Annotated in this window: 20 protein-coding genes and 1 other RNA gene; 17 read left to right on the top strand and 4 right to left on the bottom strand. The window is 46.5% G+C overall.

The genetic code is table 11. The annotated features are described in order from the left end of the window. Positions 1-10: 10 nt before the first annotated feature. Entirely contained in the window at positions 11-511 is a 501-nt protein-coding gene (gene sspB / locus ELS82_RS16655) for a ClpXP protease specificity-enhancing factor (protein WP_134836474.1), read from the top strand. A 50-nt stretch (positions 512-561) separates the two neighbouring features. On the opposite strand, the gene ELS82_RS16650 is transcribed toward sspB, so the two are convergent. Genes ELS82_RS16650 through ELS82_RS16635 form a run of 4 tightly spaced genes read right to left on the bottom strand, consistent with a single transcriptional unit; the run spans position 562 to position 3,904 of the window. Continuing rightward, complete coding sequence (locus ELS82_RS16650) at positions 562-1,140, bottom strand: BON domain-containing protein (protein WP_134836473.1); 579 nt, start codon at positions 1,138-1,140, stop codon at positions 562-564. 3 nt (positions 1,141-1,143) lie between these two features. Beyond that, positions 1,144-1,734: a phosphoheptose isomerase gene (locus tag ELS82_RS16645; RefSeq protein WP_004415461.1), complete on the bottom strand. Its 591-nt coding sequence runs from the start codon at positions 1,732-1,734 to the stop codon at positions 1,144-1,146. Between the two features lie 3 nt (positions 1,735-1,737). Then, entirely contained in the window at positions 1,738-2,103 is a 366-nt protein-coding gene (locus tag ELS82_RS16640) for a YraN family protein (RefSeq protein WP_134836472.1), read from the bottom strand. Next, on the bottom strand, positions 2,090-3,904 hold the full coding sequence (locus tag ELS82_RS16635) for a penicillin-binding protein activator (RefSeq protein WP_134836471.1): 1,815 nt from the start codon (positions 3,902-3,904) through the stop codon (positions 2,090-2,092). The genes ELS82_RS16640 and ELS82_RS16635 overlap by 14 nt, the downstream gene beginning before the upstream one ends. A gap of 63 nt (positions 3,905-3,967) precedes the next feature. Here ELS82_RS16635 and rsmI point away from each other — a divergent pair, with 63 nt between their 5' ends. From rsmI to lpxC, 16 genes are all read left to right on the top strand, one after another. Continuing rightward, the gene (rsmI, locus tag ELS82_RS16630) at positions 3,968-4,831 is read left to right on the top strand and encodes a 16S rRNA (cytidine(1402)-2'-O)-methyltransferase (protein WP_134836470.1); all 864 of its coding nucleotides are present in this window, start codon (positions 3,968-3,970) and stop codon (positions 4,829-4,831) included. Between the two features lie 258 nt (positions 4,832-5,089). After that, an RNA gene (gene rnpB, locus ELS82_RS16625) (RNase P RNA component class A) lies at positions 5,090-5,536 on the top strand. Between the two features lie 186 nt (positions 5,537-5,722). Then, positions 5,723-6,673, top strand: a complete 951-nt coding sequence (gene rsmH, locus ELS82_RS16620) for a 16S rRNA (cytosine(1402)-N(4))-methyltransferase RsmH (protein ID WP_134836469.1) — start codon at positions 5,723-5,725, stop codon at positions 6,671-6,673. A 6-nt stretch (positions 6,674-6,679) separates the two neighbouring features. After that, positions 6,680-6,997, top strand: coding sequence for a cell division protein FtsL (gene ftsL, locus ELS82_RS16615; RefSeq protein WP_134836468.1), 318 nt, complete (start codon positions 6,680-6,682; stop codon positions 6,995-6,997). Next, positions 6,994-8,718, top strand: a complete 1,725-nt coding sequence (locus ELS82_RS16610; protein ID WP_134836467.1) for a penicillin-binding transpeptidase domain-containing protein — start codon at positions 6,994-6,996, stop codon at positions 8,716-8,718. The genes ftsL and ELS82_RS16610 overlap by 4 nt, the downstream gene beginning before the upstream one ends. Positions 8,719-8,729: 11 nt before the next feature. Continuing rightward, entirely contained in the window at positions 8,730-10,214 is a 1,485-nt protein-coding gene (murE, locus tag ELS82_RS16605) for a UDP-N-acetylmuramoyl-L-alanyl-D-glutamate--2,6-diaminopimelate ligase (protein WP_134836466.1), read from the top strand. Further along, complete coding sequence (locus tag ELS82_RS16600; protein WP_134836465.1) at positions 10,211-11,569, top strand: UDP-N-acetylmuramoyl-tripeptide--D-alanyl-D-alanine ligase; 1,359 nt, start codon at positions 10,211-10,213, stop codon at positions 11,567-11,569. The genes murE and ELS82_RS16600 overlap by 4 nt, the downstream gene beginning before the upstream one ends. Then, a complete protein-coding gene (gene mraY / locus ELS82_RS16595) occupies positions 11,566-12,648 on the top strand; it encodes a phospho-N-acetylmuramoyl-pentapeptide-transferase (RefSeq protein WP_134836464.1) in 1,083 nt (360 codons plus the stop codon). Before ELS82_RS16600 ends, mraY begins: the two co-directional genes overlap by 4 nt. 19 nt (positions 12,649-12,667) lie before the next feature. Beyond that, the gene (gene murD, locus ELS82_RS16590; RefSeq protein WP_208733191.1) at positions 12,668-13,984 is read left to right on the top strand and encodes a UDP-N-acetylmuramoyl-L-alanine--D-glutamate ligase; all 1,317 of its coding nucleotides are present in this window, start codon (positions 12,668-12,670) and stop codon (positions 13,982-13,984) included. A gap of 13 nt (positions 13,985-13,997) precedes the next feature. Further along, positions 13,998-15,197 carry a cell division protein FtsW gene (gene ftsW, locus ELS82_RS16585; protein WP_134836462.1) on the top strand — a complete coding sequence of 400 codons (1,200 nt, stop codon included), beginning with the start codon at positions 13,998-14,000 and terminating at the stop codon, positions 15,195-15,197. Continuing rightward, positions 15,184-16,245 (top strand): undecaprenyldiphospho-muramoylpentapeptide beta-N-acetylglucosaminyltransferase, encoded by a 1,062-nt coding sequence (gene murG / locus ELS82_RS16580; RefSeq protein WP_134836484.1) that lies wholly within the window; start codon positions 15,184-15,186, stop codon positions 16,243-16,245. The genes ftsW and murG overlap by 14 nt, the downstream gene beginning before the upstream one ends. A gap of 11 nt (positions 16,246-16,256) precedes the next feature. Then, positions 16,257-17,717, top strand: coding sequence for a UDP-N-acetylmuramate--L-alanine ligase (murC, locus tag ELS82_RS16575; RefSeq protein WP_134836461.1), 1,461 nt, complete (start codon positions 16,257-16,259; stop codon positions 17,715-17,717). A 184-nt stretch (positions 17,718-17,901) separates the two neighbouring features. Continuing rightward, positions 17,902-18,684, top strand: coding sequence for a cell division protein FtsQ/DivIB (locus tag ELS82_RS16570; protein ID WP_053440131.1), 783 nt, complete (start codon positions 17,902-17,904; stop codon positions 18,682-18,684). Then, the gene (gene ftsA / locus ELS82_RS16565; protein WP_053440130.1) at positions 18,677-19,939 is read left to right on the top strand and encodes a cell division protein FtsA; all 1,263 of its coding nucleotides are present in this window, start codon (positions 18,677-18,679) and stop codon (positions 19,937-19,939) included. Before ELS82_RS16570 ends, ftsA begins: the two co-directional genes overlap by 8 nt. 30 nt (positions 19,940-19,969) lie before the next feature. Further along, positions 19,970-21,196 carry a cell division protein FtsZ gene (gene ftsZ, locus ELS82_RS16560; protein WP_134836460.1) on the top strand — a complete coding sequence of 409 codons (1,227 nt, stop codon included), beginning with the start codon at positions 19,970-19,972 and terminating at the stop codon, positions 21,194-21,196. Positions 21,197-21,293: 97 nt separating this feature from the next. Then, positions 21,294-22,211: a UDP-3-O-acyl-N-acetylglucosamine deacetylase gene (lpxC, locus tag ELS82_RS16555; protein WP_053440129.1), complete on the top strand. Its 918-nt coding sequence runs from the start codon at positions 21,294-21,296 to the stop codon at positions 22,209-22,211. Positions 22,212-22,214 lie beyond the last annotated feature (3 nt).

The following is a 22,214-nucleotide window of genomic DNA, read 5'->3' as shown; positions in this document are numbered from 1 at the left end:
CGGCGAGAAGATGGATATTGCAAACATGACACCACGCCGACCATATATGCTACGTGCATTTTATGATTGGCTGGTGGACAACGACTTAACGCCACACTTAGTTGTGGCGGCAGACCTTCCAGGGGTACGTGTACCGCTAGAGTTTGTGCAAGATGGTCAAATCATTCTTAATATCGCACCAAGAGCGGTAGGGAATTTAGAACTAGGCAACGAAGCGATTACTTTCAGTGCTCGTTTTAGTGGTCGTCCACATTCCGTTATCGTTCCACTGTATGCTGTTCAAGCGATTTATGCGCGTGAGAATGGCGCTGGCACTATGTTTGAGCCAGAAGATGCATACATGGGTGAATATGAAGAAGAAGGTATCTTCGAAGAGGAAGTGACAACAGAAGAGTCTCCTTTATCTGTTGCTAGTGAATCTGAAGAGCTTGAGACTTCTGATGTGACCGATGGTGGTGATGATGAGCCGCCAAGACCAAAAGGTCGCCCAAGCTTAAGAGTCGTCAAATAATAAAAAAGCAGCGTATTACGCTGCTTTTTTTGTATCTCAATTTTGTGAATTTAACTTTCGCTTTCACCGGAATGAAATGCTCGAACCACTTGTTTGACACCTGAAATGTTTCTCGCGACATCAGTGGCAATATCAGCATGTTGCTGTGAAACGTAACCAAGTAAGAACACTTCTCTATCTTCGGTAATCACTTTGATCTTCACGCCACTCAAATCAGAGTTAGCCAGCAGCGCCGATTTCACCTTAGTGGTAATCCAGCTATCGTGGCTAATTTCGCCCATAGATAAAGGCTGCTTAACTCTAAGTTGGTTGTGAACGTTATTCACCCCTTTGATTTTACGCGTCTGGGACTCTAAATCACGCTTGAGCGCTTCTGTATTGGCTTGTCCGACTAAAATCACAGTGCCATCATATGAGCTGGCCGTAACGCGAGCATTGCCGCGGAATGGGGCTTTATTGCCAATACCAGCGACTTCAAACTCTATGTTGTTATCGTTCCAAATTTCTTGAGTGGTTCTAGGGTCGATAACAATGCTTGCCGTCGTTGCAGCTCCCGCAACAAACAAGCCTGCACAGCCTGTTGTGGAGAGGATAAACAGTGATAGCAATAAAGCCTTAATTGAATGCATAGCTTACTCTTCGTGCGCTGGGAATAGTACTTGGTCGATAAGATCGCACAAGCAATGCAGCGTCACCATATGAACTTCATGAATTCTTGCAGTTCTGTGAGAAGGAATACGGATTTCTACATCATGCTCACCGAGTAAACCGGCCATTTCACCACCGTCTTTGCCTGTTAGTGCAATGATGGTCATATCACGCGTTACTGCCGCTTCCATCGCTTTGATAATGTTTTTACTGTTACCGCTAGTAGAGATCGCCAGCAAAATATCACCTGGTTGACCAAAGGCACGTACCTGCTTAGAGAAAATCTCTTCATAGTGGTAGTCATTTGCGACGGCAGTCAAGGTTGTATTGTCCGCCGTAAGAGCCATACCAGGTAGGCTAGGACGCTCAGTTTCAAAACGGTTAAGAAGACAGGAAACAAATTGTTGTGCGTTTGAAGAAGAGCCACCGTTGCCACAGCAGAGGATTTTATTGCCATTCAATAGACTAGCGACCATCGCTTGTGCTGCGTGGGTAATGGCATCTGGAAGCGCCTCTGCAGCGGCGATTTGGATTTGAATACTTTCTGTAAAACTGTCTTTAATGCTATCGAGCATTGTTTATCCTTGAGTTATTGCGTTTTTTATCCACTCGATTTGCTCACCATTTTGATGGATGGCAACTAAATCAAAGCGAAAATCAGTTGAATAGACGGACAAGCCATTTTTCATTAGCCATACATTGGCCGTTCTAATTAGCTTTTGTATTTTTGAGCGAGTGACAGTCTCAGCCGCATGACCAAAAGCTTGGCTCTTTCGGTAGCGAACCTCAACAAAAACAATGCTGCTTTTGTCTCGCATGATGAGGTCAAGCTCTCCACCTTTAGCAAGGAAGTTTCGCTCAATTAGCGTTAAGCCGCAACTGATAAGATACTTTTCAGCTACGGCTTCATAGTGTTGACCGCTGGCGCGTTTAGTCGTTGGCACCGTGTTCAGCCCAGCTGATTTCACGTTGTACGACACAGTTCTCGTCAATACTTAGCGTACCAGTATTGCCATCAATAGTGTAATCAGTGACCACTTTCATTTGCGGCAAATGTTCCATTAGTCGGTAAGCATCCATGCCCAGCGCTTGGAGACGTTTTTCAGCATTTGAATCTTTAGGCCATAGCTGATCCATTTGCGCTTTTAGCGCCGCATCTGGATGAATGAGCAATGGAATATCGCTATACATTACACCAGATAGATCTTCGTACTGGTGGCGACCACTGTTACTACGTGAGTTGGAGTACAGCTTTGGTGGCACAGTGTCTGGGTTAATCGCGACTTCGATAAATGGTTTAATCAAAGTTAGCTCAGCGCTGTTAGCAACAATGTAAACGGAATCAATGTCGCGACGGCTACGTGGCTGACTTTCTAGTGGCGTGCTTAGTAGTGACTCCATTTGAGCAATGTTTTGTTGGCTTGCTTGTAGGCCAAATACATTGTTGATGTCACGCTGAAGTTGGCGTTTGTCGCCAAACAAGCTTACCGCAACTTTGTTGTCACTGTATTTTTTCCACTCTTGCTCAAAAGCTTCAACGACGCGAGGACCTAAACGACCTTTTGGCGCTAGGATGAGCGGGAACTTGTAGCCTTGTGCAGCTAAGTGTTTTGCTGCCTGAGCCACTTCTTGCTCTGGTGATAGAGCGAGATAGCAAACATTAGTGCCTGGTTTAACTTCATCAGGAATATTGAGTGCTAGTGCAGAGACGTTACTGTTTGAGCTCGCTAGAGATTCTTGCAGTTGCTCAATGTTATCTTTGATCAGCGGGCCGACAACCGAGTCAATTTGCTTGTCACTGAGCGCGAACTTTATTTCGTCAGCAGATTGCACGTTGGTATCAATGACCGTCAGTGTTGCATTTTCATCGCGCTCATCGTCATTCATCATTTCCAGAATGAAACCATCGCGGATCAGCTGTGCTTGTTTCGCAAATTTACCTGACAGCGGCAGCAGCAACGCAGTATTGACTGGCTTAGTCATTTCCAATGCCAAGATATCGACAATGCTTTGCGGTGTGTAAAGTGCCGCCGGGTGGTTAGGGTTAGCCGCTAACCATTGTTCGATCTGACTTTGCAGTTCCGGTAAGTGATTGGATAGTGTTTTGGTGTAGCTAGATAGTTCAAGCCAGCCAAGCCAGACTGAATTAGTTTCTTGTGCGCGTTGCGCTTCTAACTCAGTCGCAGGAATTAGGCTAAGGTTGCGCCAAACGTTTTGCGCCAGTTGTGGCTGCTCCTGTTCTGAGGCAAATCGACTGCCTAAAGAGAGTTCTTTAGTTGCATTGTAGTCATCACCGAGAGTCGCAAACAATGAGGCGCGCAGTTGATGGTAGTTTTGCCACTGGTCATTAGCAAGCTGCCATGACGGACGGAAATTGAGTTGCGCTAGTGCATCTTGAGGCTTCTCTTGAGCGATCAGTAACTCGGAACGGGCCAGTTGCCACTCCGCTTGTTGCATGTCACTAAGCGACTGGCGAGCAAGACGTTTGATGAGTAGCTCTGCTTGAGCAACATCGCCGTTGTCTACTGCAGCTTTCAGCGCCATGACCAACCAATCATTTTGCAAACTGCCAGTGCTGCTATCCGCTCGCATCAAATAGGTCTGAGTTGGTTGGTTCGGATCTAAAGTAATATCGACGCTTTGCGGTGTCTTAGGAGCAGAAGAACACGCCGCCAATGCGACAGCGAGTGCTACAGGAGTCAATAAGCGTGTTACACTGAGACGCTTGTGGTTATTCTTGGCCATGAGTTCTTTACTAATTCCGTATAAAATTGTGTCTATATTAATCGTTGAAGTGATGGTAAACAAATGACAGATAACAAAACCTTACCAACAGAGGTTCCAACTCTCTATATCGTACCTACGCCAATTGGCAATTTAGGTGATATTACTCAACGAGCGATAGAAGTTCTATCTACAGTCGATCTTATTGCCGCTGAAGATACACGACATACAGGTAAGTTGTTGTCTCACTTCTGTATTCAGACTAAAACTTTTGCGCTTCATGATCATAATGAACAACAAAAAGCGCAAGTGCTAGTCGACAAATTGTTAGCGGGGCACTCAATTGCACTCGTTTCTGACGCTGGAACCCCATTAATAAGTGATCCAGGATACCATCTTGTCAATCAATGTCGTCAAGCAGGCGTCAAAGTTGTCCCACTACCAGGTGCATGTGCGGTGATCACGGCGTTGAGTGCGTCAGGCCTGCCATCAGATCGCTTTAGCTTTGAAGGCTTCCTTCCTGCCAAAAGCAAAGGTCGTAAAGATAAGTTTCTAGAAATAGCTAAGGCAGAGCGTACTTGTGTGTTTTACGAGTCACCTCACCGTATTCTAGACTCGCTTGATGACATGTTAGAAATTCTTGGCGCAGAACGTGAAGTGGTGCTTGCCCGTGAGCTAACCAAAACGTTTGAAACCATTCAAGGGATGCCACTCGGTGAGCTTATTGAGTGGGTTAAGTCAGACTCCAACCAGCAGCGCGGCGAAATGGCGTTATTGATTCATGGCTATCGCGCTGAAGCGGACGACACTTTGCCTGAGGAAGTGACGCGCACTTTAACGATTTTAACCAAAGAGCTGCCACTGAAAAAAGCCGCGGCGATGACAGCCGAGATCTACAATCTGAAAAAAAATGCGCTCTACAAGTGGGGATTGGAGAACTTAGATTAAGCTTCTCGTGAGCTTGTAAACTAAACGCGATAGCTAGTGTTAATTTCAACGGCTCATACTTCTATCCTCAGAGTGAGGTACGAGCGAGTTGGGGATCTCTATTTTGGTTAGAGATTCCCTACTCACTTCTTCGTCGTTCTATGGAATGACCAATTATTGATAATTAACTGCACGCTTTTTGCCCAGTTAACACCCTCATTGCATCATATCTGTGATCTCGCTAGACACTTAGCTGATAACTCTATACAATCCGCCCTCGGAGCTGACTGGGTAGTCGCTGCTTTGTTGATGTCCTTCGGGAGACTGACGTTGAGGTCCTTTTAGGAGACTGACGTTGACGTCCTTCGGGAGACTGACAAGGGGGAGGAAAGTCCGGGCTTCATAGAGCAAGGTGCCAGGTAACGCCTGGGGGGCGCAAGCCCACGACAAGTGCAGCAGAGAGAAGACCGCCGATGGCCCTTTTTTTCGTTAGAGAATTGGGGCACAGGTAAGGGTGAAAGGGTGCGGTAAGAGCGCACCGGACGACTAGTAATAGTTCGTAGCAGGGTAAACTCCACCTGAAGCAAGACCAAATAGGCCTCCACATTGCGTTGCTCGCGTAAGGAGGCGGGTAGGTTGCTCGAGCCAGTGAGTGATTGCTGGCCTAGACGAATGGCTACCGCCGCGCAAGCGGAACAGAACCCGGCTTATGTGTCGGCTCCACCTATTCGAGACCCATCGTAACTTTATTGTTATGATGGGTTTTTTGCTTTTAATTGACCTAATTTATTTTCTAACGATTAAACTTGGCGCAAAATCACGTGTTCTCTCACGCTAGAGGTGGCGATAAGCCGCTAAATCAGTACACTGGAGAGTCAGAATTCGTCAATGCGTCAGCTACATGAGATAACTATGACCGAAGCATTTAAACACATATCCGTACTTTTACATGAATCTATCGATGGTTTAGCGATTAAACCTGATGGCATCTACATAGACGGAACATTCGGTCGTGGTGGTCATAGCCGCACGATTCTATCTAAATTAGGTGACAACGGTCGTCTTTACAGTATCGACCGTGACCCTCAAGCGATCGCAGAAGCGGGTAAAATTGATGACCCTCGCTTTACTATTATTCATGGTCCTTTCTCTGGTATGGCGCAATATGCGGCAGAGTATGGTCTTGTCGGTAAAGTTGATGGCGTATTGCTTGACCTCGGTGTGTCGTCTCCTCAGCTAGATGATGCAGAGCGAGGCTTTAGCTTTATGAAAGACGGTCCACTAGATATGCGTATGGACCCGACATCAGGTATCCCGGTTTCTCAGTGGTTGATGGAAGCAGACCTTGATGACATTACTTGGGTTATCCGTGAGTTTGGTGAAGACAAACACGCGCGCCGTATTGCTAAAGCGATTGTCGCTTACCGTGAGAACGAAGAAAACGAGCCAATGACACGTACTGGTCAATTGGCGAAGTTAATTTCTGAGGCTGCGCCAAAGAGCTTTAAAGAGAAAAAACACCCAGCAACGCGTTCTTTCCAAGCTTTCCGTATCTACATCAACAGTGAGCTAGAAGAGATTGATACCGCACTAAAAGGCGCAGCGAGCATTCTAGCGCCTGAAGGTCGTTTGTCTGTGATCAGTTTCCACTCATTGGAAGATCGCATGGTGAAGCGATTTATTCGTAAAGAGAGCAAAGGCCCTGAAGTACCTCATGGTATTCCTATGACGGAAGATCAGATCAAAGCCCTCGGTAGTGCCAATCTAAAGCCTGTTGGTAAAGCGATCAAACCATCGAAACAAGAAGTTGAAGAGAACGCTCGCTCGCGCAGTTCTGTTTTGCGTATTGCTGAGAAACTTTAACCTGCAATGAGTAAGTCGTCTCCAAACCTAGCTAAATTAATTGCGCTCGACATTGTTAGTGTTGGGCGCGTGCCACTTGTGTTACTGGTACTTATTTTTGCTAGTGCAATGGGCGTCGTATTTACTACTCACCACACTCGTCAAGCGATCACCGAGAAAGACCAAACCATGGTCGAGCGCGAAAGATTAGACAATGAGTGGCGTAACTTACTGTTAGAAGAGACCGCCTTGGCTGAACATAGCCGAGTTCAGGCGGTGGCCAAAAAAGAACTGGACATGAAACGTCCAGACTCAGACAAAGAAGTCATCATTAATCTCCCATGAGCAAAAAAGTAAAACCAGCAGAAGCTAAATCAGACGATCAGCCAGCGACACTTATTCGTTGGCGTTTCTATCTTGTTCTTTTCTTTGTGTTCTGCGCGTTTGCTGCACTTTGTGGCCGTATTGCTTATATCCAAATTATTGAGCCTGATAACCTGATCAAACAGGGCGATATGCGCTCGATTCGCGCTAAGACTTTGCACTCAGCGCGAGGAATTATCTCAGACCGTAATGGCGAGCCTTTGGCTGTGAGTGTTCCTGTTGAAGCGGTATGGGCCGATCCAGCGACCATTTTTAAAGAAGGTGGCCTTGAAGACATTAACCGCTGGTACGCGCTTGCGGACGTATTGGGGCTTAAGCGTCAAGGTATGGTTGATAAGATCAACCGAAACAAGACTAAGCGCTTTATTTATCTGCAACGTCAAGTCAGCCCTGCGATGGCGCACTATATCCGTGAGCTGAAGTTGGCTGGTGTTGGTCTAAAAGCTGAATCAAGACGTTATTACCCTGCTGGTGAAGTTAGTGCCCACTTAGTTGGTGTGACGGGTATTGATGGTCATGGTCTGGAAGGTGTTGAGCGTAGCTATGATAAATGGTTAACGGGTGAGGCGGGTAAACGCATCATTCGTAAAGACCGTTATGGCCGTGTGGTAGAAAACATTTCTTTAGAAGAGCGTGAAGAAGGCAAACCGCTCGAACTGACTATCGATCAGCGTATTCAGGCGATCGCTTATCGCGCGATTAAACAGGCGGTGGCTGACTTCCGTGCAACTTCTGGCTCGGCGGTTATCCTAGATGTGAAAACTGGTGCGGTATTGGCGATGGTTAATGCGCCATCTTATAACCCGAATAATCGCTCAGACCTTCAATCTGCCAAGATGCGAAACCGTGTTATTACTGACGCGTTTGAGCCAGGGTCAACGATAAAGCCTTTTGTTGTTCTTGCTGCACTTGAAAATGGCGTCGCTGATGAAAACACCATCATTGATACCGGCAACGGCATTATGCAGATCGGTGGTAGTCGCGTACGAGACACGTCTAAGGTGGGCAAAGCCAATCTTCAAACCATTCTTAAAAAGTCGAGTAATATCGGTGTCGCTAAGCTAGCTTTGGATATGCCGCTTGAAGCGCTACTCGGTATGTATAGCTCAGTCGGTTTTGGTGAAGTATCTGGCTTAAACCTAGTGGGCGAAACGCAAGGTATTTTCCCTAACCGCCGTCGTTGGTCAAAATTTGAAATAGCCACGCTGTCATTTGGTTATGGTTTGACCATTACCCCTCTTCAACTCGCCCACGCCTATGCAACGCTAGGCAATTTAGGTGAGTATCAACCGATCCATATTATTGAAAACAACCAGCAGAACCTCGCTAAGCAAGTGATTGATCACGATAACGCTCGTAAGGTGCTTGATATGCTGGAAACCGTGACTCAGCCCGGTGGTACTGCAACTAGAGCTGCCGTTCCTGGCTATCGAGTGGCGGCGAAAACGGGTACCTCACGTAAAGCGATTGCGGGTGGTTATGGTGATGAATATTTTGCTTATACCGCGGGTGTTGCGCCAGCGAGCGATCCAAGAGTCGCTTTAGTTGTCGTAATTAATGAACCGCAAGGTGACAGCTACTACGGTGGTTTAGTGGCTGGTCCTGTGTTTTCAGAAATATTAAAAGGGACGCTGCAGATTTTGAATGTAGCGCCTGATGAAAATCGATTTAAACAAGATTAAGTGAGTTTACTATGTCCAAGGAACTGACCTTAGCAGCGCTGCTCTCTTCATGGCTGGATATCTCTACTGATAAGAGCGCTAATATTGTCGTTAAGCACCTTGAGCTTGATAGTCGCAAAGTTACCTCTGGAACAACGTTTGTTGCGATTAAAGGACACGCTGTTGATGGACGCCGTTTTATTGCATCTGCGATTGAAAAGGGTGCCAATGCCGTTATTGCTGAAGCATGTGAGCAACATGCTGCTGGAAAAGTTGAGCTTATCGGTGATGTTCCGGTTGTTTATGTCGCTCAGTTAAGTGAATACCTTTCTGCTTTAGCAAGCCGTTTATACCCTCTCGAAACTCACCAAGTCATCGGCGTGACGGGGACCAATGGCAAAACCACCATCACCCAGTTGATCGCGCAGTGGCTTGAGCTTGTTGGTAAGAAAGCAGCCGTGATGGGCACGACAGGTAATGGTTTCTTAGACAACCTACAACCTGCTGCCAATACCACTGGTAACGCGATTGAAATTCAACAGACCTTGCATCAATTAGAGCAACAGTCTGCTCAGTTTACCGCTTTGGAAGTCTCTTCTCATGGTCTTGTTCAAGGTCGAGTAAAAGCACTCGATTTTGCTGTGGGTGTCTTCTCCAACTTGAGCCGTGACCACCTTGATTATCACGGTACGATGGAAGAGTACGCTGAAGCCAAATTCAGTTTATTCAGTGAGCACAATTGTCACAACGCTGTGATTAATATCGATGATCAAGTGGGCGCGAGTTGGGTAGAGCGTTTAGATAATGCGATCGCTGTTTCCCTTAAGACGATAACGATCGAACGTGCCGTGTGGGCGAAAAGCGTTGCCTACTCTGAGTCGGGCATCACACTGTCGATTGATGGCATGTTTGGCGTAGGTGACTGCGTTGTACCACTTATCGGTGAATTCAATGCGAGCAATGTTCTGCTGGCAATGACGACCTTATTGGCGTTGGGTATCGATAAACAATTACTGCTTGATACCGCGAGTTCTTTGAAACCGGTATTAGGTCGTATGGAACTCTTTACCGCAGAGAATAAAGCTAAGGTAGTGGTTGATTATGCGCACACACCGGATGCACTTGAGAAGGCGCTTAATGCATTGCGAGTTCATTGCCAAGGACAGCTGTGGGCTATCTTTGGTTGTGGCGGTGATCGAGACAAAGGTAAACGCCCGATGATGGCCGAAATTGGCGAACGCTTAGCTGACCAAGTGATTTTAACTGATGATAACCCGCGCAGTGAGTCACCAGCAGAGATCGTTAAAGATATGCTTGTTGGTATGAAGCAGCCGGATAGCGCTGTTGTTGAGCACAGCCGCTTTGATGCACTTCAATACGCAATAGCTAATAGCCATGCGGATGACATTATCTTACTTGCGGGCAAGGGACATGAAGATTATCAAGTGATGGCGAACGAAACGATTCATTACTCAGATCGTGAGTCTGCGATTCAATTGCTGGAGCAAAAAGCATGATTTCATTAATGTTAAGTCAAATCGCTGAATCATTAGGTGCTGAGCTTATCGGCAATGATATGGTGATCAATTCAGTATCAACGGATACGCGTAACATTGAGCAAGGTGCTCTGTTTGTCGCATTAGTTGGTGAACGATTTGATGCGCACAACTTTACTCACCAAGCTGTTGAATCAGGTGCGGGCGCCTTGTTAGTCAGCAAGCCTGTTAGTGATGATGTACCACAGCTTTTGGTTAAAGATACCAAATTGGCGCTTGGTCAATTAGGTGCTCTCGTGCACCAGACATGTATGACTCCAACCGTGGCGATCACGGGTAGCTGTGGCAAAACCACAGTCAAAGAGATGATCGCAAGTATCATGGAGCAAAAAGGTCAGGTGCTGTTTACCGCAGGTAACTTTAACAATGAGATTGGCGTCCCGCTGACTCTACTGCGTTCCACTCCTGAAGATGACTTTGCGGTTATTGAGTTGGGTGCTAACCATATTGGTGAAATCGCGTATACCACATGCTTGGTTCAACCGGATGTTGCCTTGGTCAACAACGTAGCGGCTGCACACCTTGAAGGCTTTGGCTCGATGGATGGGGTGAAACATGCTAAAGGTGAAATCTATCAAGGCCTTAAAGCTGGCTCAGTGGCGATTGTTAACCTAGATAGTAATGGTGGTGACTACTGGCAAGAGGTTCTGGCGGACAAAGTGGTGAAAACCTTTTCTTTGACAGACTCTAGTGCTGATTTTACCGCGTCAGATATCTCACTTAATGAGGTAGGTGAAGCGAGCTTTAAGCTAAATACACCACAGGGTGAGATTAAGGTAACGCTGGGCATCATTGGACAACATAATGTGGCCAATGCACTGGCGGCTACAGCTTTAGCGTTGGAGCTAGGAGCAAGCCTTGAGATGATTCAATCCGGCCTTGCTTCTTTAAATAAAGTGAAAGGGCGAGTTGAACTGATCGAACTTAATCAGCAAATTAAGTTAATTGATGACAGTTACAATGCCAGCGTTCCAGCGATGAAGGCGGCCGCTGATTTACTTGCAGGTTTCAAAGGCGTTCGTTGGTTAATTTTAGGTAATATGGCTGAGTTAGGCGATGAAAGTCTTGCACTTCACCGTCAAGTCGGACAACATGCTGCCCCATTCAAATTTGAATATGTGCTTACATTTGGCGCTGACGCGAAGGCGATCAGTGAAGAGTGTGATGGCCTTCATTTTGAAGACCATCAGAGCATGATTGATTTTATTAAACAGCAGATAGAACAGCACCAAGAGCCTCAAACCTTATTGGTTAAAGGGGCGAATAGTGCTGGAATGAGCAAAGTTGCCGCTGCTGTCAAGGAGATGTACACATGATTATTTGGCTCGCGGAGCTGCTACAGCCATATTTTTCATTCTTCCGTTTATTCGAATACCTGTCTTTTCGAGCGATTGTCAGTGTCCTAACTGCACTGGGTATCTCGCTGTGGATGGGACCAATAATGATCCGCCGTTTGCAGTTACTGCAAATTGGTCAGGTTGTTCGTAACGAAGGCCCAGAATCCCACTTTAGCAAACGTGGTACCCCAACTATGGGCGGGATCATGATCCTAACGGCGATTGTTACCACGGTTTTACTTTGGACGGATTTATCCAACCCTTATGTTTGGGCTGTACTGGCAGTATTACTTGGTTACGGTGCGGTTGGTTTTGTCGACGATTATCGCAAAGTTGTGCGTAAGAACACCGATGGCTTAATTGCGCGTTGGAAGTATTTCTGGCAATCCGCCATTGCTTTAGTGGTGGCATTCGCACTGTATGCCCACGGTAAAGACACGGCCGCAACTCAGCTAGTGGTGCCATTTTTCAAAGACATCATGCCTCAGCTAGGCTTGCTCTACATTGTCCTTACTTATTTCGTGATTGTTGGTACCAGTAACGCAGTAAACCTGACTGATGGCTTAGATGGCCTGGCTATTATGCCAACGGTATTGGTTTCAGCTGGCTTTGCTGCGATTGCTTGGGCAACGGGTAACGTTCAATTTGCTAACTATCTGCATATTCCATACATTCCTCAAGCGTCTGAGTTGGTTGTCGTCTGTACCGCCATTGTCGGAGCAGGTTTAGGTTTCTTATGGTTTAACACTTACCCTGCGCAAGTGTTTATGGGCGATGTAGGCTCACTAGCACTGGGTGGAGCACTGGGTACGATTGCGGTTCTAGTACGTCAAGAGTTTGTACTGGTGATCATGGGTGGTGTGTTTGTGATGGAAACCTTGTCAGTGATCTTACAGGTTGGTTCATACAAACTGCGCGGCCAACGTATCTTCCGTATGGCGCCAATTCACCACCATTACGAATTAAAAGGCTGGCCAGAGCCACGTGTAATTGTACGTTTCTGGATCATCTCTATCGTTCTTGTGCTTGTTGGTTTGGCAACGCTGAAAGTTCGCTAAGGAAATCTCACTCATGACAATGGAACGCTGGAAAAATGTTGAGAAGGTAGTGGTTGTAGGGCTTGGTATTACCGGCCTGTCAGTGGTTAAACACTTACAATCGCTGCCGAAAACGCTACAAATCCGTGTTATTGATACTCGTGAGTGCCCGCCGGGACGCGAGGAGCTAACGGAAGACGTTGCGCTTCACTCAGGCAGCTGGAATCTCAACTGGTTGCTTGACGCTGACCTTGTGGTTGCCAATCCTGGTATTGCTCTCGCAACGCCAGAGATTCAACAAGTACTCCAAGCTGGCATTCCTGTTGTGGGTGATATTGAGCTATTTGCATGGCAGGTCGATAAACCTGTCATTGCGATTACTGGCTCAAATGGCAAAAGCACCGTTACCGATTGGACTGGCTGTGTCGCAAAAGCGTCCGGCCTCAAGGTTGGTGTCGGCGGTAATATTGGCTTGCCTGCGCTTGATCTTCTTCAGCTTGATGCTGACTTGTATGTGCTTGAACTCTCCAGTTTTCAACTTGAAACGACCTCGTCATTAAAGCCTACCGCAGCCGCGTTTTTAAACCTCTCAGAAGACCATATGGATCGCTACGATGGGATGAGTGATTACCGTCAGGCGAAATTGCGCATTTTCCACCACGCAAAAACTTGCGTGGTGAATGCTGATGACAAACAAACCTATCCAGATGATGACTGCAATGTGGTTGAGTTTAGTTTAGCTGAGCAGACTCGTTATCACTTAGTTACTGAAGGGGACGTTGAGTATGTAGCTATCGCTGGGCGTAAACTGTGCCCAACTCAAGCGCTTTCTCTAGTTGGCCGACATAATGTCGCCAATGCATTGGTTGTTTTGGCTCTACTTAATGAGTCGGGTGTCGATATTACTTCAGGTCTTGATGCTCTTAAGTCTTACAATGGTTTGACACATCGATGCCAAGTGGTTGCTGATAATCATGGCGTTAAGTGGGTCAATGACTCTAAAGCAACCAATGTCGCAAGCACATTAGCAGCATTGGCTGGGCTAGAGTTAGCTGGCAAATTATATCTGCTAGTCGGTGGTGTCGGTAAAGGGGCTGATTTCTCAGAGCTCAAGCCTGTGTTGAGTGCGTTGAATGTTCAGTTGTGTTGCTTTGGTGAAGATGGTGACGAGTTCATGCCTCTACACCCTAGTGCGAAATCTTTTACCTCGATGAAAGAGATTATTGAATGGCTTGCACCTCAGGTTGAATCAGGCGACATGGTGTTATTGTCTCCAGCTTGTGCCAGCTTTGATCAGTTCAATAATTTTATGGCCCGTGGTGATGCATTCACTGAGCTAGCAAAAATCTACTCTTAGTTGTTAGGGAACTATGCAGATTCGAGATGTTTTCAGCAGTATTAAGCGTTGGATGACCACTGCGTCACCAGAGGCTTTGTATGACCGTCAGTTGGTATGGATATCCCTTGGCTTGATGCTTACTGGATTGGTTATGGTAACGTCTGCTTCGTTCCCTATCAGTTCTCGTCTAACGGATCAGCCATTCCACTTTATGTTCCGTCATGCGATATTTCTTGTGCTTGCTCTCATGGCCTCGTCGGTTATTTTGCAAGTGCCGATGAAGCGCTGGCTGCAATACAGTACTTGGTTACTGCTGATCTCTATTGGTTTGCTGGTTGTGGTGCTTGTCGCGGGTAAATCCGTTAACGGTGCATCGCGCTGGATCCCGCTTGGTCTGTTTAACCTGCAGCCTGCCGAAGTAGCAAAACTGTCGCTGTTTATTTTCATGTCGGGATACCTTGTGCGTAAAAGCGAAGAGGTACGCTCAAGTTTCTTTGGCGGCTTTATCAAGCCGATCATTGTATTTGCTACCTTAGCAAGTTTACTTCTTCTCCAGCCAGACTTAGGTACGGTTGTGGTAATGCTAGTGACCTTGTTTGGGATGCTATTTATTGCCGGCGCGAAGCTGACTCAATTCCTTGCACTTATGGTAGTGGGTTTGATGTCGGTCGCGACTCTTATCTATATCGAACCTTACCGTATGCGCCGTGTTACTTCTTTCCTCGACCCTTGGGAAGACCCATTCGGCAGTGGTTACCAGTTGACGCAATCTTTGATGGCGTTTGGTCGCGGAGAATGGTTTGGTCAAGGGCTAGGTAACTCGATTCAAAAACTCGAATATCTTCCGGAAGCGCACACTGACTTTGTATTTGCCGTTCTGGCTGAAGAGCTCGGTTTTGTGGGTGTTGTCTTAGTATTGCTGCTGATTTTTAGTTTGGTACTTAAAGCGATATATATTGGCCGTAAGGCATTCGACAATGAGCAGCTATTCGGTGGCTACCTTGCTTTTGGCATCGGTATTTGGTTTGCTTTCCAAACACTGGTTAATGTCGGTGCAGCGGCCGGAATGGTGCCAACCAAAGGTTTGACTTTGCCACTGATCAGTTACGGTGGTTCGAGCTTGATTGTTATGGCAGTAGCCGTTTCTATCCTACTGCGCATCGATCATGAATGTCGTTTGGTTGTTGCAGATAAGCATGAACAACAGTTAGAAAATGATGAAAAAGAATAAAAGATTAATGGTGATGGCTGGTGGTACCGGCGGTCACGTTTTCCCCGGCCTTGCCGTTGCTAAACAACTACAATCACAAGGTTGGGAGATTCGCTGGCTAGGTACCGCGGATCGTATGGAAGCTGATTTAGTACCTAAACATGGTATTGAAATCGACTTTATCAAAGTAAAAGGTCTACGAGGTCAAGGTATTGGCCGGCTAATTAAAGCACCATTCCAGATCATCAATGCCATTATGCAAGCTAAGGCGCACATGAAACGTTGGCAACCTGATGCTGTGCTTGGTATGGGTGGTTACGTCAGTGGCCCAGGCGGGATTGCTGCTTGGTTGCTTGGGATCCCAGTGGTACTCCATGAACAAAATGCAGTAGCAGGGTTAACCAATCAGTGGTTATCAAAGATCGCGAAGAAGGTGTTTCAGGCATTCCCTGGTGCCTTTCCAACCGCACCTGTGGTGGGTAACCCAGTACGTGAAGACGTAGTGGCGATTGACGCACCTGAGCAGAGAATGGCACAGCGTGATGGAAAAATTCGTATTTTAGTGATGGGTGGGAGCCAAGGCGCTCGCATCCTTAATCAGACCCTACCAGAGGTCATGGCCAAGCTCGGTGAAGGGTATGAGATTCGTCACCAAGCGGGTAAAAATAGCCAGCAGGAAGTTGAGCTAGCGTATCAGCAACATCAAGTGAGCAATGCGCAAGTAACAGAGTTTATTGATGATGTTGCAGAGGCTTACACATGGGCTGATTTACTGGTATGTCGCTCAGGTGCGCTGACTGTATCAGAGGTATCAGCGGCAGGTGTTGGGGCTATTTTTGTCCCATTTATGCACAAAGACAGACAACAAGCGCTGAACGCAGACCATTTGGTCGAGTGCGGTGCGGCAAAAATGATAGAGCAGCCTGAGCTGAGCGTGGATAAGTTGGTTTCAGAGATTCAGACAATGGATCGTGAAGCCCTAATGGCCATGGCAACAAAAGCGAAAGCGGCGGCGAAGTTAGATGCAGATAAAGTGGTAGCCGAAGCCATTATCGCATTGACGAAATAACGAGAAGATTCATGACAGTTCAACATACTCAAAATTTAGCTCAGATTCGAGCGATGGTGCCTGAGATGCGCCGAGTTAAATGCATTCACTTCATTGGTATTGGTGGTGCAGGCATGAGCGGTATTGCCGAAGTGCTCCTCAATGAAGGTTACCAAATCTCAGGTTCTGATATTGCCGAGAATCCAGTGACTGAGCGACTTGCTGATAAAGGTGCAACCATCTACATCGGTCATGCTGAAGAGAATGTCGCTAAAGCGAGTGTGGTCGTGGTGTCGACGGCGATCAATGAAGAGAACCCGGAAATCATTGCAGCACGTGCTGCACGTATTCCGGTTGTTCGTCGTGCGGAAATGTTGGCTGAGTTGATGCGATTCCGCCACGGTATTGCGGTAGCTGGTACTCACGGTAAAACCACGACAACCGCTTTGGTTACCCAAATCTATTCAGAAGCGGGTTTAGATCCCACGTTCGTTAACGGTGGTTTGGTTAAAAGTGCTGGTACCAATGCACGTTTAGGTTCGAGCCGAATCTTAATCGCAGAGGCGGATGAGAGTGATGCTTCATTCCTTCATCTTCAGCCAATGGTAAGCATTGTCACCAATATCGAAGCGGACCATATGGACACTTATGGTGGTGATTTTGAGACGCTTAAGCAGACATTTATCGATTTTCTGCACAACTTACCTTTTTATGGTCAAGCGATTGTGTGTGTTGATGATCCTGTCGTACGCGAATTAATTCCAAAGATTAGTCGTCAGGTGATTACCTATGGTTTCTCTGATGATGCAGACGTACGTATTGCCAACTACCGTCAAGATGGCCAACAAGGCAAGTTTACCGTAATTCGCCAAGGTAAGGCTGATCTTGATATCACGCTTAATATCCCTGGTCGTCACAACGCACTAAATGCCTCGGCAGCCATAGCGGTCGCGACAGAAGATGATATCTCAGATGAAGCAATCCTAAGTGCGATGGCTGGCACGCAAGGTACAGGTCGACGCTTTGACCACCTTGGTGAGTTTGATACTGGTAATGGTCAAGCGATGCTGGTGGATGATTATGGTCATCACCCAACCGAGGTTGATGTGACGATTCAGGCAGCACGCAATGGTTGGGAAGATAAACGCCTAGTGATGATTTTTCAGCCTCACCGTTATAGCCGTACACGAGATCTTTATGACGATTTCGCCAACGTACTTGAGCAAGTCGATGTATTGATCATGCTGGATGTATATTCTGCGGGTGAGAAACCGATCGCTGGCGCTGATGGACGAGCATTATGTAGGACTATTCGCAGTCGCGGTAAGCTGGATCCGATTTTTGTACCGGAAAGCAACGCATTACCTGCAGTTCTCGCTAATGTTTTACAAGACGGTGACTTAGTACTAACTCAAGGCGCAGGGGATGTTGGTAAAGTCGCTAAACAACTCGCTGCTTTTGAGTTAAATATCGATAAGATGAGCCAAGCTTAATCAAAAACATCGAATTTTAAGTATTTGCTGCACTTATTGCATTTAAAGTAGCAATTTCTCACTTTCAATGTTTGATACTTTCTTTGACCCCAGTATAATCCGAAGGTTAAAGTAGGTGCTTTAGTCTCTATATACGAATTGGGTTAGGGAAAGATAAGCGAGCTAATAGCAAGGACTATGGACTTTGATTAAAAGTGCTTTTAATGAAGGCCGTCGTTTAACCTCTGCGCCACTAGTGAAACAACATGCCCTCGGAGGCAGTTTCTTGCTAGTGGTCTTGTTGTTAATAGGCTCTCTCCTCTACTCGACGGTTTCTTGGATGTGGGATGATCAACGTCTGCCACTATCAAAAATCGTACTTCAGGGCGAACTGCATTATGTTACCGCGCGAGACGTTCAACGAGCGTTTGCTCAGTTAGAGCATGTCGGAACATTCATGTCTCAGGACATTGACGTACTGCAAAGTATGGCAGAATCAATCCCTTGGGTTTCTCATGCCTCAATTCGTAAACAGTGGCCTGATACCGTGAAAGTCTTTTTGACAGAACATCACGCAGAAGCAATTTGGAATGGAAATGCTCTGCTTAACGATTTCGGTCAAGTTTTCGACGGTGATATCGGTCAACTGGATGAAGATCGTGTAAAACTATACGGACCGCTTGATACAAGCAGTGAAGTACTGCAGGTATGGCGAGATATTAGTCCCAAGTTTGAAGCACTGCATTTAACGATAACTTCTCTGGTTCTCAATGAGCGTAGAGCTTGGCAAATTATTCTGGATAACGGAATTCGCTTAGAGCTAGGCAAAGAATCTTTAGAAGAGCGCATTGAGCGCTTTATCTCGCTTTACAAGAATTTGGGTAGCGATGCTGAAAGGGTTAGCTACATTGACCTCAGGTATGATACGGGAGCCTCTATTGGATGGTTCCCTGAGCAAGAGTTAGAACAAGAGAATACAGATGACTAAGACCGCTGATGACAACATTATTGTTGGTCTTGATATAGGCACTGCTACCGTATCAGCTCTGGTAGGCGAAGTATTGCCTGATGGTCAAATCAATATTATTGGCGCAGGCAGCAGTCCTTCCCGCGGGATGGACAAAGGTGGTGTGAACGACCTTGAATCGGTAGTGAAATCGGTTCAGCGCGCTGTCGACCAAGCAGAACTGATGGCTGAGTGCCAGATCAGCAATGTGTTCATTTCGCTTTCAGGGCGACACATTGCGAGCCGTATTGAAAAAGGCATGGGAACGATATCTGATGAGGAAGTGTCTCAGGAGGATATGGACCGTGCTATTCATACCGCAAAATCAATTAAAATTGGTGACGAGCAACGCATTCTCCACGTAATTCCTCAAGAATTTACGATTGATTACCAAGAAGGGATTAAAAACCCGCTAGGTTTATCAGGAGTGCGAATGGAAGTTAGTGTTCACCTTATTTCTTGTCATAACGATATGGCACGAAATATCATTAAGGCAGTAGAGCGCTGCGGCCTTAAAGTTGAGCACCTTGTTTATTCTGGATTGGCGGCAAGTAATGCGGTCATTACAGAAGATGAACGTGAACTGGGCGTATGTGTCGTTGATATCGGCGCTGGTACAATGGATGTGTCTATTTGGACCGGTGGTGCGCTACGTCATACTGAAGTGTTCTCGTACGCGGGTAACGCTGTCACCAGTGATATTGCTTTTGCTTTCGGTACGCCAGTGAGCGATGCGGAAGAAATTAAAGTGAAATATGGCTGTGCTCTTAGTGAGTTAGTCAGCAAAGATGACACGGTTAATGTTCCAAGCGTTGGTGGTCGTCCATCACGCAGCTTACAAAGACAGACTCTGTCTGAAGTAATTGAGCCTCGTTATACTGAGCTCATGGGATTGGTTAATCAAACTATCGACAACGTTCAAGAGAAACTGCGCGAAGAAGGTATTAAACACCACTTAGCAGCAGGTGTGGTGCTCACTGGTGGAGCGGCACAGATTGACGGTGTGGTAGAATGTGCGGAACGAGTATTCCGCAACCAAGTTAGAGTTGGCAAACCTTTAGAGGTAAGCGGCTTAACAGATTACGTAAAAGAGCCGTATCATTCTACGGCTGTAGGTCTACTTCATTATGCAAGAGATGCCCAGATAAGTGATGAAACTGAATACAACGAGCCTTCTCGTCCTTCAGTGACAAGTTTATTTGATCGCGTGCGTAATTGGATACAAAAAGAGTTTTAACCTGAGCAGCAGGAAAAACGGAGATAACACATGTTTGAACCGATGATGGAAATGTCTGACGACGCGGTAATCAAAGTCGTTGGAGTTGGTGGCGGTGGTGGTAACGCCGTTGAACACATGGTGCGTGAGTCCATCGAAGGTGTTGAGTTCATTAGTATTAACACTGATGCTCAGGCACTTCGTAAAACCAGTGTGAATAGTGTTATTCAGATTGGCGGCGATATGACTAAAGGTCTAGGTGCTGGTGCGAACCCTCAAGTAGGACGTGACGCAGCTCTCGAAGATCGAGATCGTATTAAAGAAGAGCTCAACGGTGCCGATATGGTATTTATCGCAGCTGGTATGGGCGGTGGTACAGGTACAGGTGCAGCTCCGGTAATTGCAGAAGTAGCGAAAGAGCTAGGTATTCTGACTGTTGCTGTTGTAACTAAGCCATTTAGCTTTGAAGGCAAAAAGCGTTTAGCTTTTGCTGAACAAGGTATTGAAGAGCTTTCTAAACATGTGGACTCGCTAATTACGATTCCAAATGAAAAGCTTCTTAAAGTACTTGGCCGTGGAATTACTCTACTAGAAGCCTTTGCTAGTGCGAATGACGTATTGAAGAACGCGGTACAAGGTATTGCGGAACTGATTACTCGCCCAGGCATGATTAACGTCGACTTTGCGGACGTACGCACTGTAATGTCGGAAATGGGTCATGCAATGATGGGTAGTGGCGTTGCGAAAGGCGAAGATCGTGCAGAAGAAGCGGCAGAGATGGCAATCTCAAGCCCACTTCTAGAAGACATCGATCTTGCTGGCGCTCGTGGTGTACTTGTAAACATCACTGCTGGCCTAGATATGCGTCTAGATGAGTTTGAAACTGTAGGTAACACAGTTAAAGCATTCGCATCAGACAACGCAACAGTGGTAATCGGTACTTCATTAGACCCTGATATGGCTGATGAAATCCGCGTTACAGTTGTAGCGACAGGTATTGGTAACGAGAAGAAACCGGATATCACGCTAGTTGCGGGCGGCAAGGCAAAAGTAGCACCAGTTGCTCAGCCTCAAACTCAACCACAAACGGCACCTGCACAGCAGACTGTCAATAAAGTGGAAGAAAAGCCGGCACCAACTTTGCAAGAGAAACCTCAGGTTACTCCTCAGCCAACGACAACGCCATCAGGTTCAGGCGCAGGCCAAAGTGCAGCAGCAAAACCTGAGAAAGAGGGCTATTTAGATATCCCTGCGTTCTTACGTCGTCAAGCTGACTAAAAACACTACAATTTGACACTGTTCGATTTTGTGGTAGCATGCACGGTCAATATCGCTTATTGACCGTGATTTGTAGCATATTTACTGAGGCAAGCAGATGATCAGACAACGTACTCTGAAAGAAATGGTGAAAACAACTGGTGTGGGTCTCCACTCTGGTCGTAAAGTCACGCTTACTCTTCGCCCAGCAGCTGCAAACACAGGTATCGTGTACCGTCGTACTGACGTAAATCCACCAGTAGATTTTCCTGCAGACCCTGAATCTGTTCGTGATACTATGCTGTGTACAGCACTAGTTAACGACGCTGGTGTGCGTATCTCTACGGTAGAGCACCTTAATGCTGCGCTTGCAGGTATGGGTATCGACAACATTGTTGTTGAAGTTGACGCACCAGAAATTCCAATTATGGATGGTAGTGCCAGCCCATTTGTATTCTTACTACAACAAGCGGGTATAGAAGAGCAAAACTCACCAAAACGCTTTATTCGCATCAAAAAGCCAGTGCGCTTTGAAGATGGCGATAAGTGGGCTGAATTTGTACCATTCAACGGTTTCCGTATGGATTTCGAAATTGAGTTTAACCACCCAGCGATCGATGCAGATGAACAGCACCTACTGTTCGACTTCTCATCTCAAGGGTTTGTTAAAGAAATTTCACGTGCACGTACTTTCGGCTTTATGCGTGATATCGAATACCTACAGTCGCAAAACCTAGTGTTAGGCGGTAGCTTTGATAACGCAATTGTTTTAGATGAATACCGCATCTTAAACGAAGAAGGTCTTCGCTTTGAAAACGAATTCGTAACTCACAAAGTGCTAGATGCTATCGGTGACCTTTACATGTGTGGTCATCCAATCATCGGTGAATTCCGTGCATTCAAATCGGGCCATGGCCTAAATAACCAACTGCTTCGCTCAGTATTGGCTGATCAAGAAGCTTGGGAATGGGTTACCTTCGAAGAAGAAGCAACATCGCCAGTTGCGTTCGCTGAACCAAGCATGGTTTTAGCGTAACAA

It is taken from the genome of Vibrio ouci (genome assembly GCF_004551525.1).
Taxonomy (GTDB): domain Bacteria; phylum Pseudomonadota; class Gammaproteobacteria; order Enterobacterales; family Vibrionaceae; genus Vibrio; species Vibrio ouci.
Note: the sequence above shows the minus strand (reverse complement) of the source record. Positions and strands in the feature narration are given on the sequence as shown.

Excerpts from the sequence above, each read along its gene's own strand:
- murC (WP_134836461.1), top strand. The coding sequence starts at position 16,257 with ATGACAGTTCAACATACTCAAAATTTAGCTCAGATTCGAGCGATGGTG.
- murE (WP_134836466.1), top strand. The coding sequence starts at position 8,730 with ATGTCCAAGGAACTGACCTTAGCAGCGCTGCTCTCTTCATGGCTGGAT.
- ELS82_RS16610 (WP_134836467.1), top strand. The coding sequence starts at position 6,994 with ATGAGCAAAAAAGTAAAACCAGCAGAAGCTAAATCAGACGATCAGCCA.
- mraY (WP_134836464.1), top strand. The coding sequence starts at position 11,566 with ATGATTATTTGGCTCGCGGAGCTGCTACAGCCATATTTTTCATTCTTC.
- murG (WP_134836484.1), top strand. The coding sequence starts at position 15,184 with ATGAAAAAGAATAAAAGATTAATGGTGATGGCTGGTGGTACCGGCGGT.
- ELS82_RS16635 (WP_134836471.1), bottom strand. The coding sequence starts at position 3,904 with ATGGCCAAGAATAACCACAAGCGTCTCAGTGTAACACGCTTATTGACT.
- lpxC (WP_053440129.1), top strand. The coding sequence starts at position 21,294 with ATGATCAGACAACGTACTCTGAAAGAAATGGTGAAAACAACTGGTGTG.
- ftsA (WP_053440130.1), top strand. The coding sequence starts at position 18,677 with ATGACTAAGACCGCTGATGACAACATTATTGTTGGTCTTGATATAGGC.
- ftsZ (WP_134836460.1), top strand. The coding sequence starts at position 19,970 with ATGTTTGAACCGATGATGGAAATGTCTGACGACGCGGTAATCAAAGTC.
- ELS82_RS16650 (WP_134836473.1), bottom strand. The coding sequence starts at position 1,140 with ATGCATTCAATTAAGGCTTTATTGCTATCACTGTTTATCCTCTCCACA.
- ELS82_RS16600 (WP_134836465.1), top strand. The coding sequence starts at position 10,211 with ATGATTTCATTAATGTTAAGTCAAATCGCTGAATCATTAGGTGCTGAG.
- murD (WP_208733191.1), top strand. The coding sequence starts at position 12,668 with ATGGAACGCTGGAAAAATGTTGAGAAGGTAGTGGTTGTAGGGCTTGGT.
- ftsW (WP_134836462.1), top strand. The coding sequence starts at position 13,998 with ATGCAGATTCGAGATGTTTTCAGCAGTATTAAGCGTTGGATGACCACT.
- ftsL (WP_134836468.1), top strand. The coding sequence starts at position 6,680 with ATGAGTAAGTCGTCTCCAAACCTAGCTAAATTAATTGCGCTCGACATT.
- sspB (WP_134836474.1), top strand. The coding sequence starts at position 11 with ATGGATATTGCAAACATGACACCACGCCGACCATATATGCTACGTGCA.
- ELS82_RS16645 (WP_004415461.1), bottom strand. The coding sequence starts at position 1,734 with ATGCTCGATAGCATTAAAGACAGTTTTACAGAAAGTATTCAAATCCAA.
- rsmH (WP_134836469.1), top strand. The coding sequence starts at position 5,723 with ATGACCGAAGCATTTAAACACATATCCGTACTTTTACATGAATCTATC.
- rsmI (WP_134836470.1), top strand. The coding sequence starts at position 3,968 with ATGACAGATAACAAAACCTTACCAACAGAGGTTCCAACTCTCTATATC.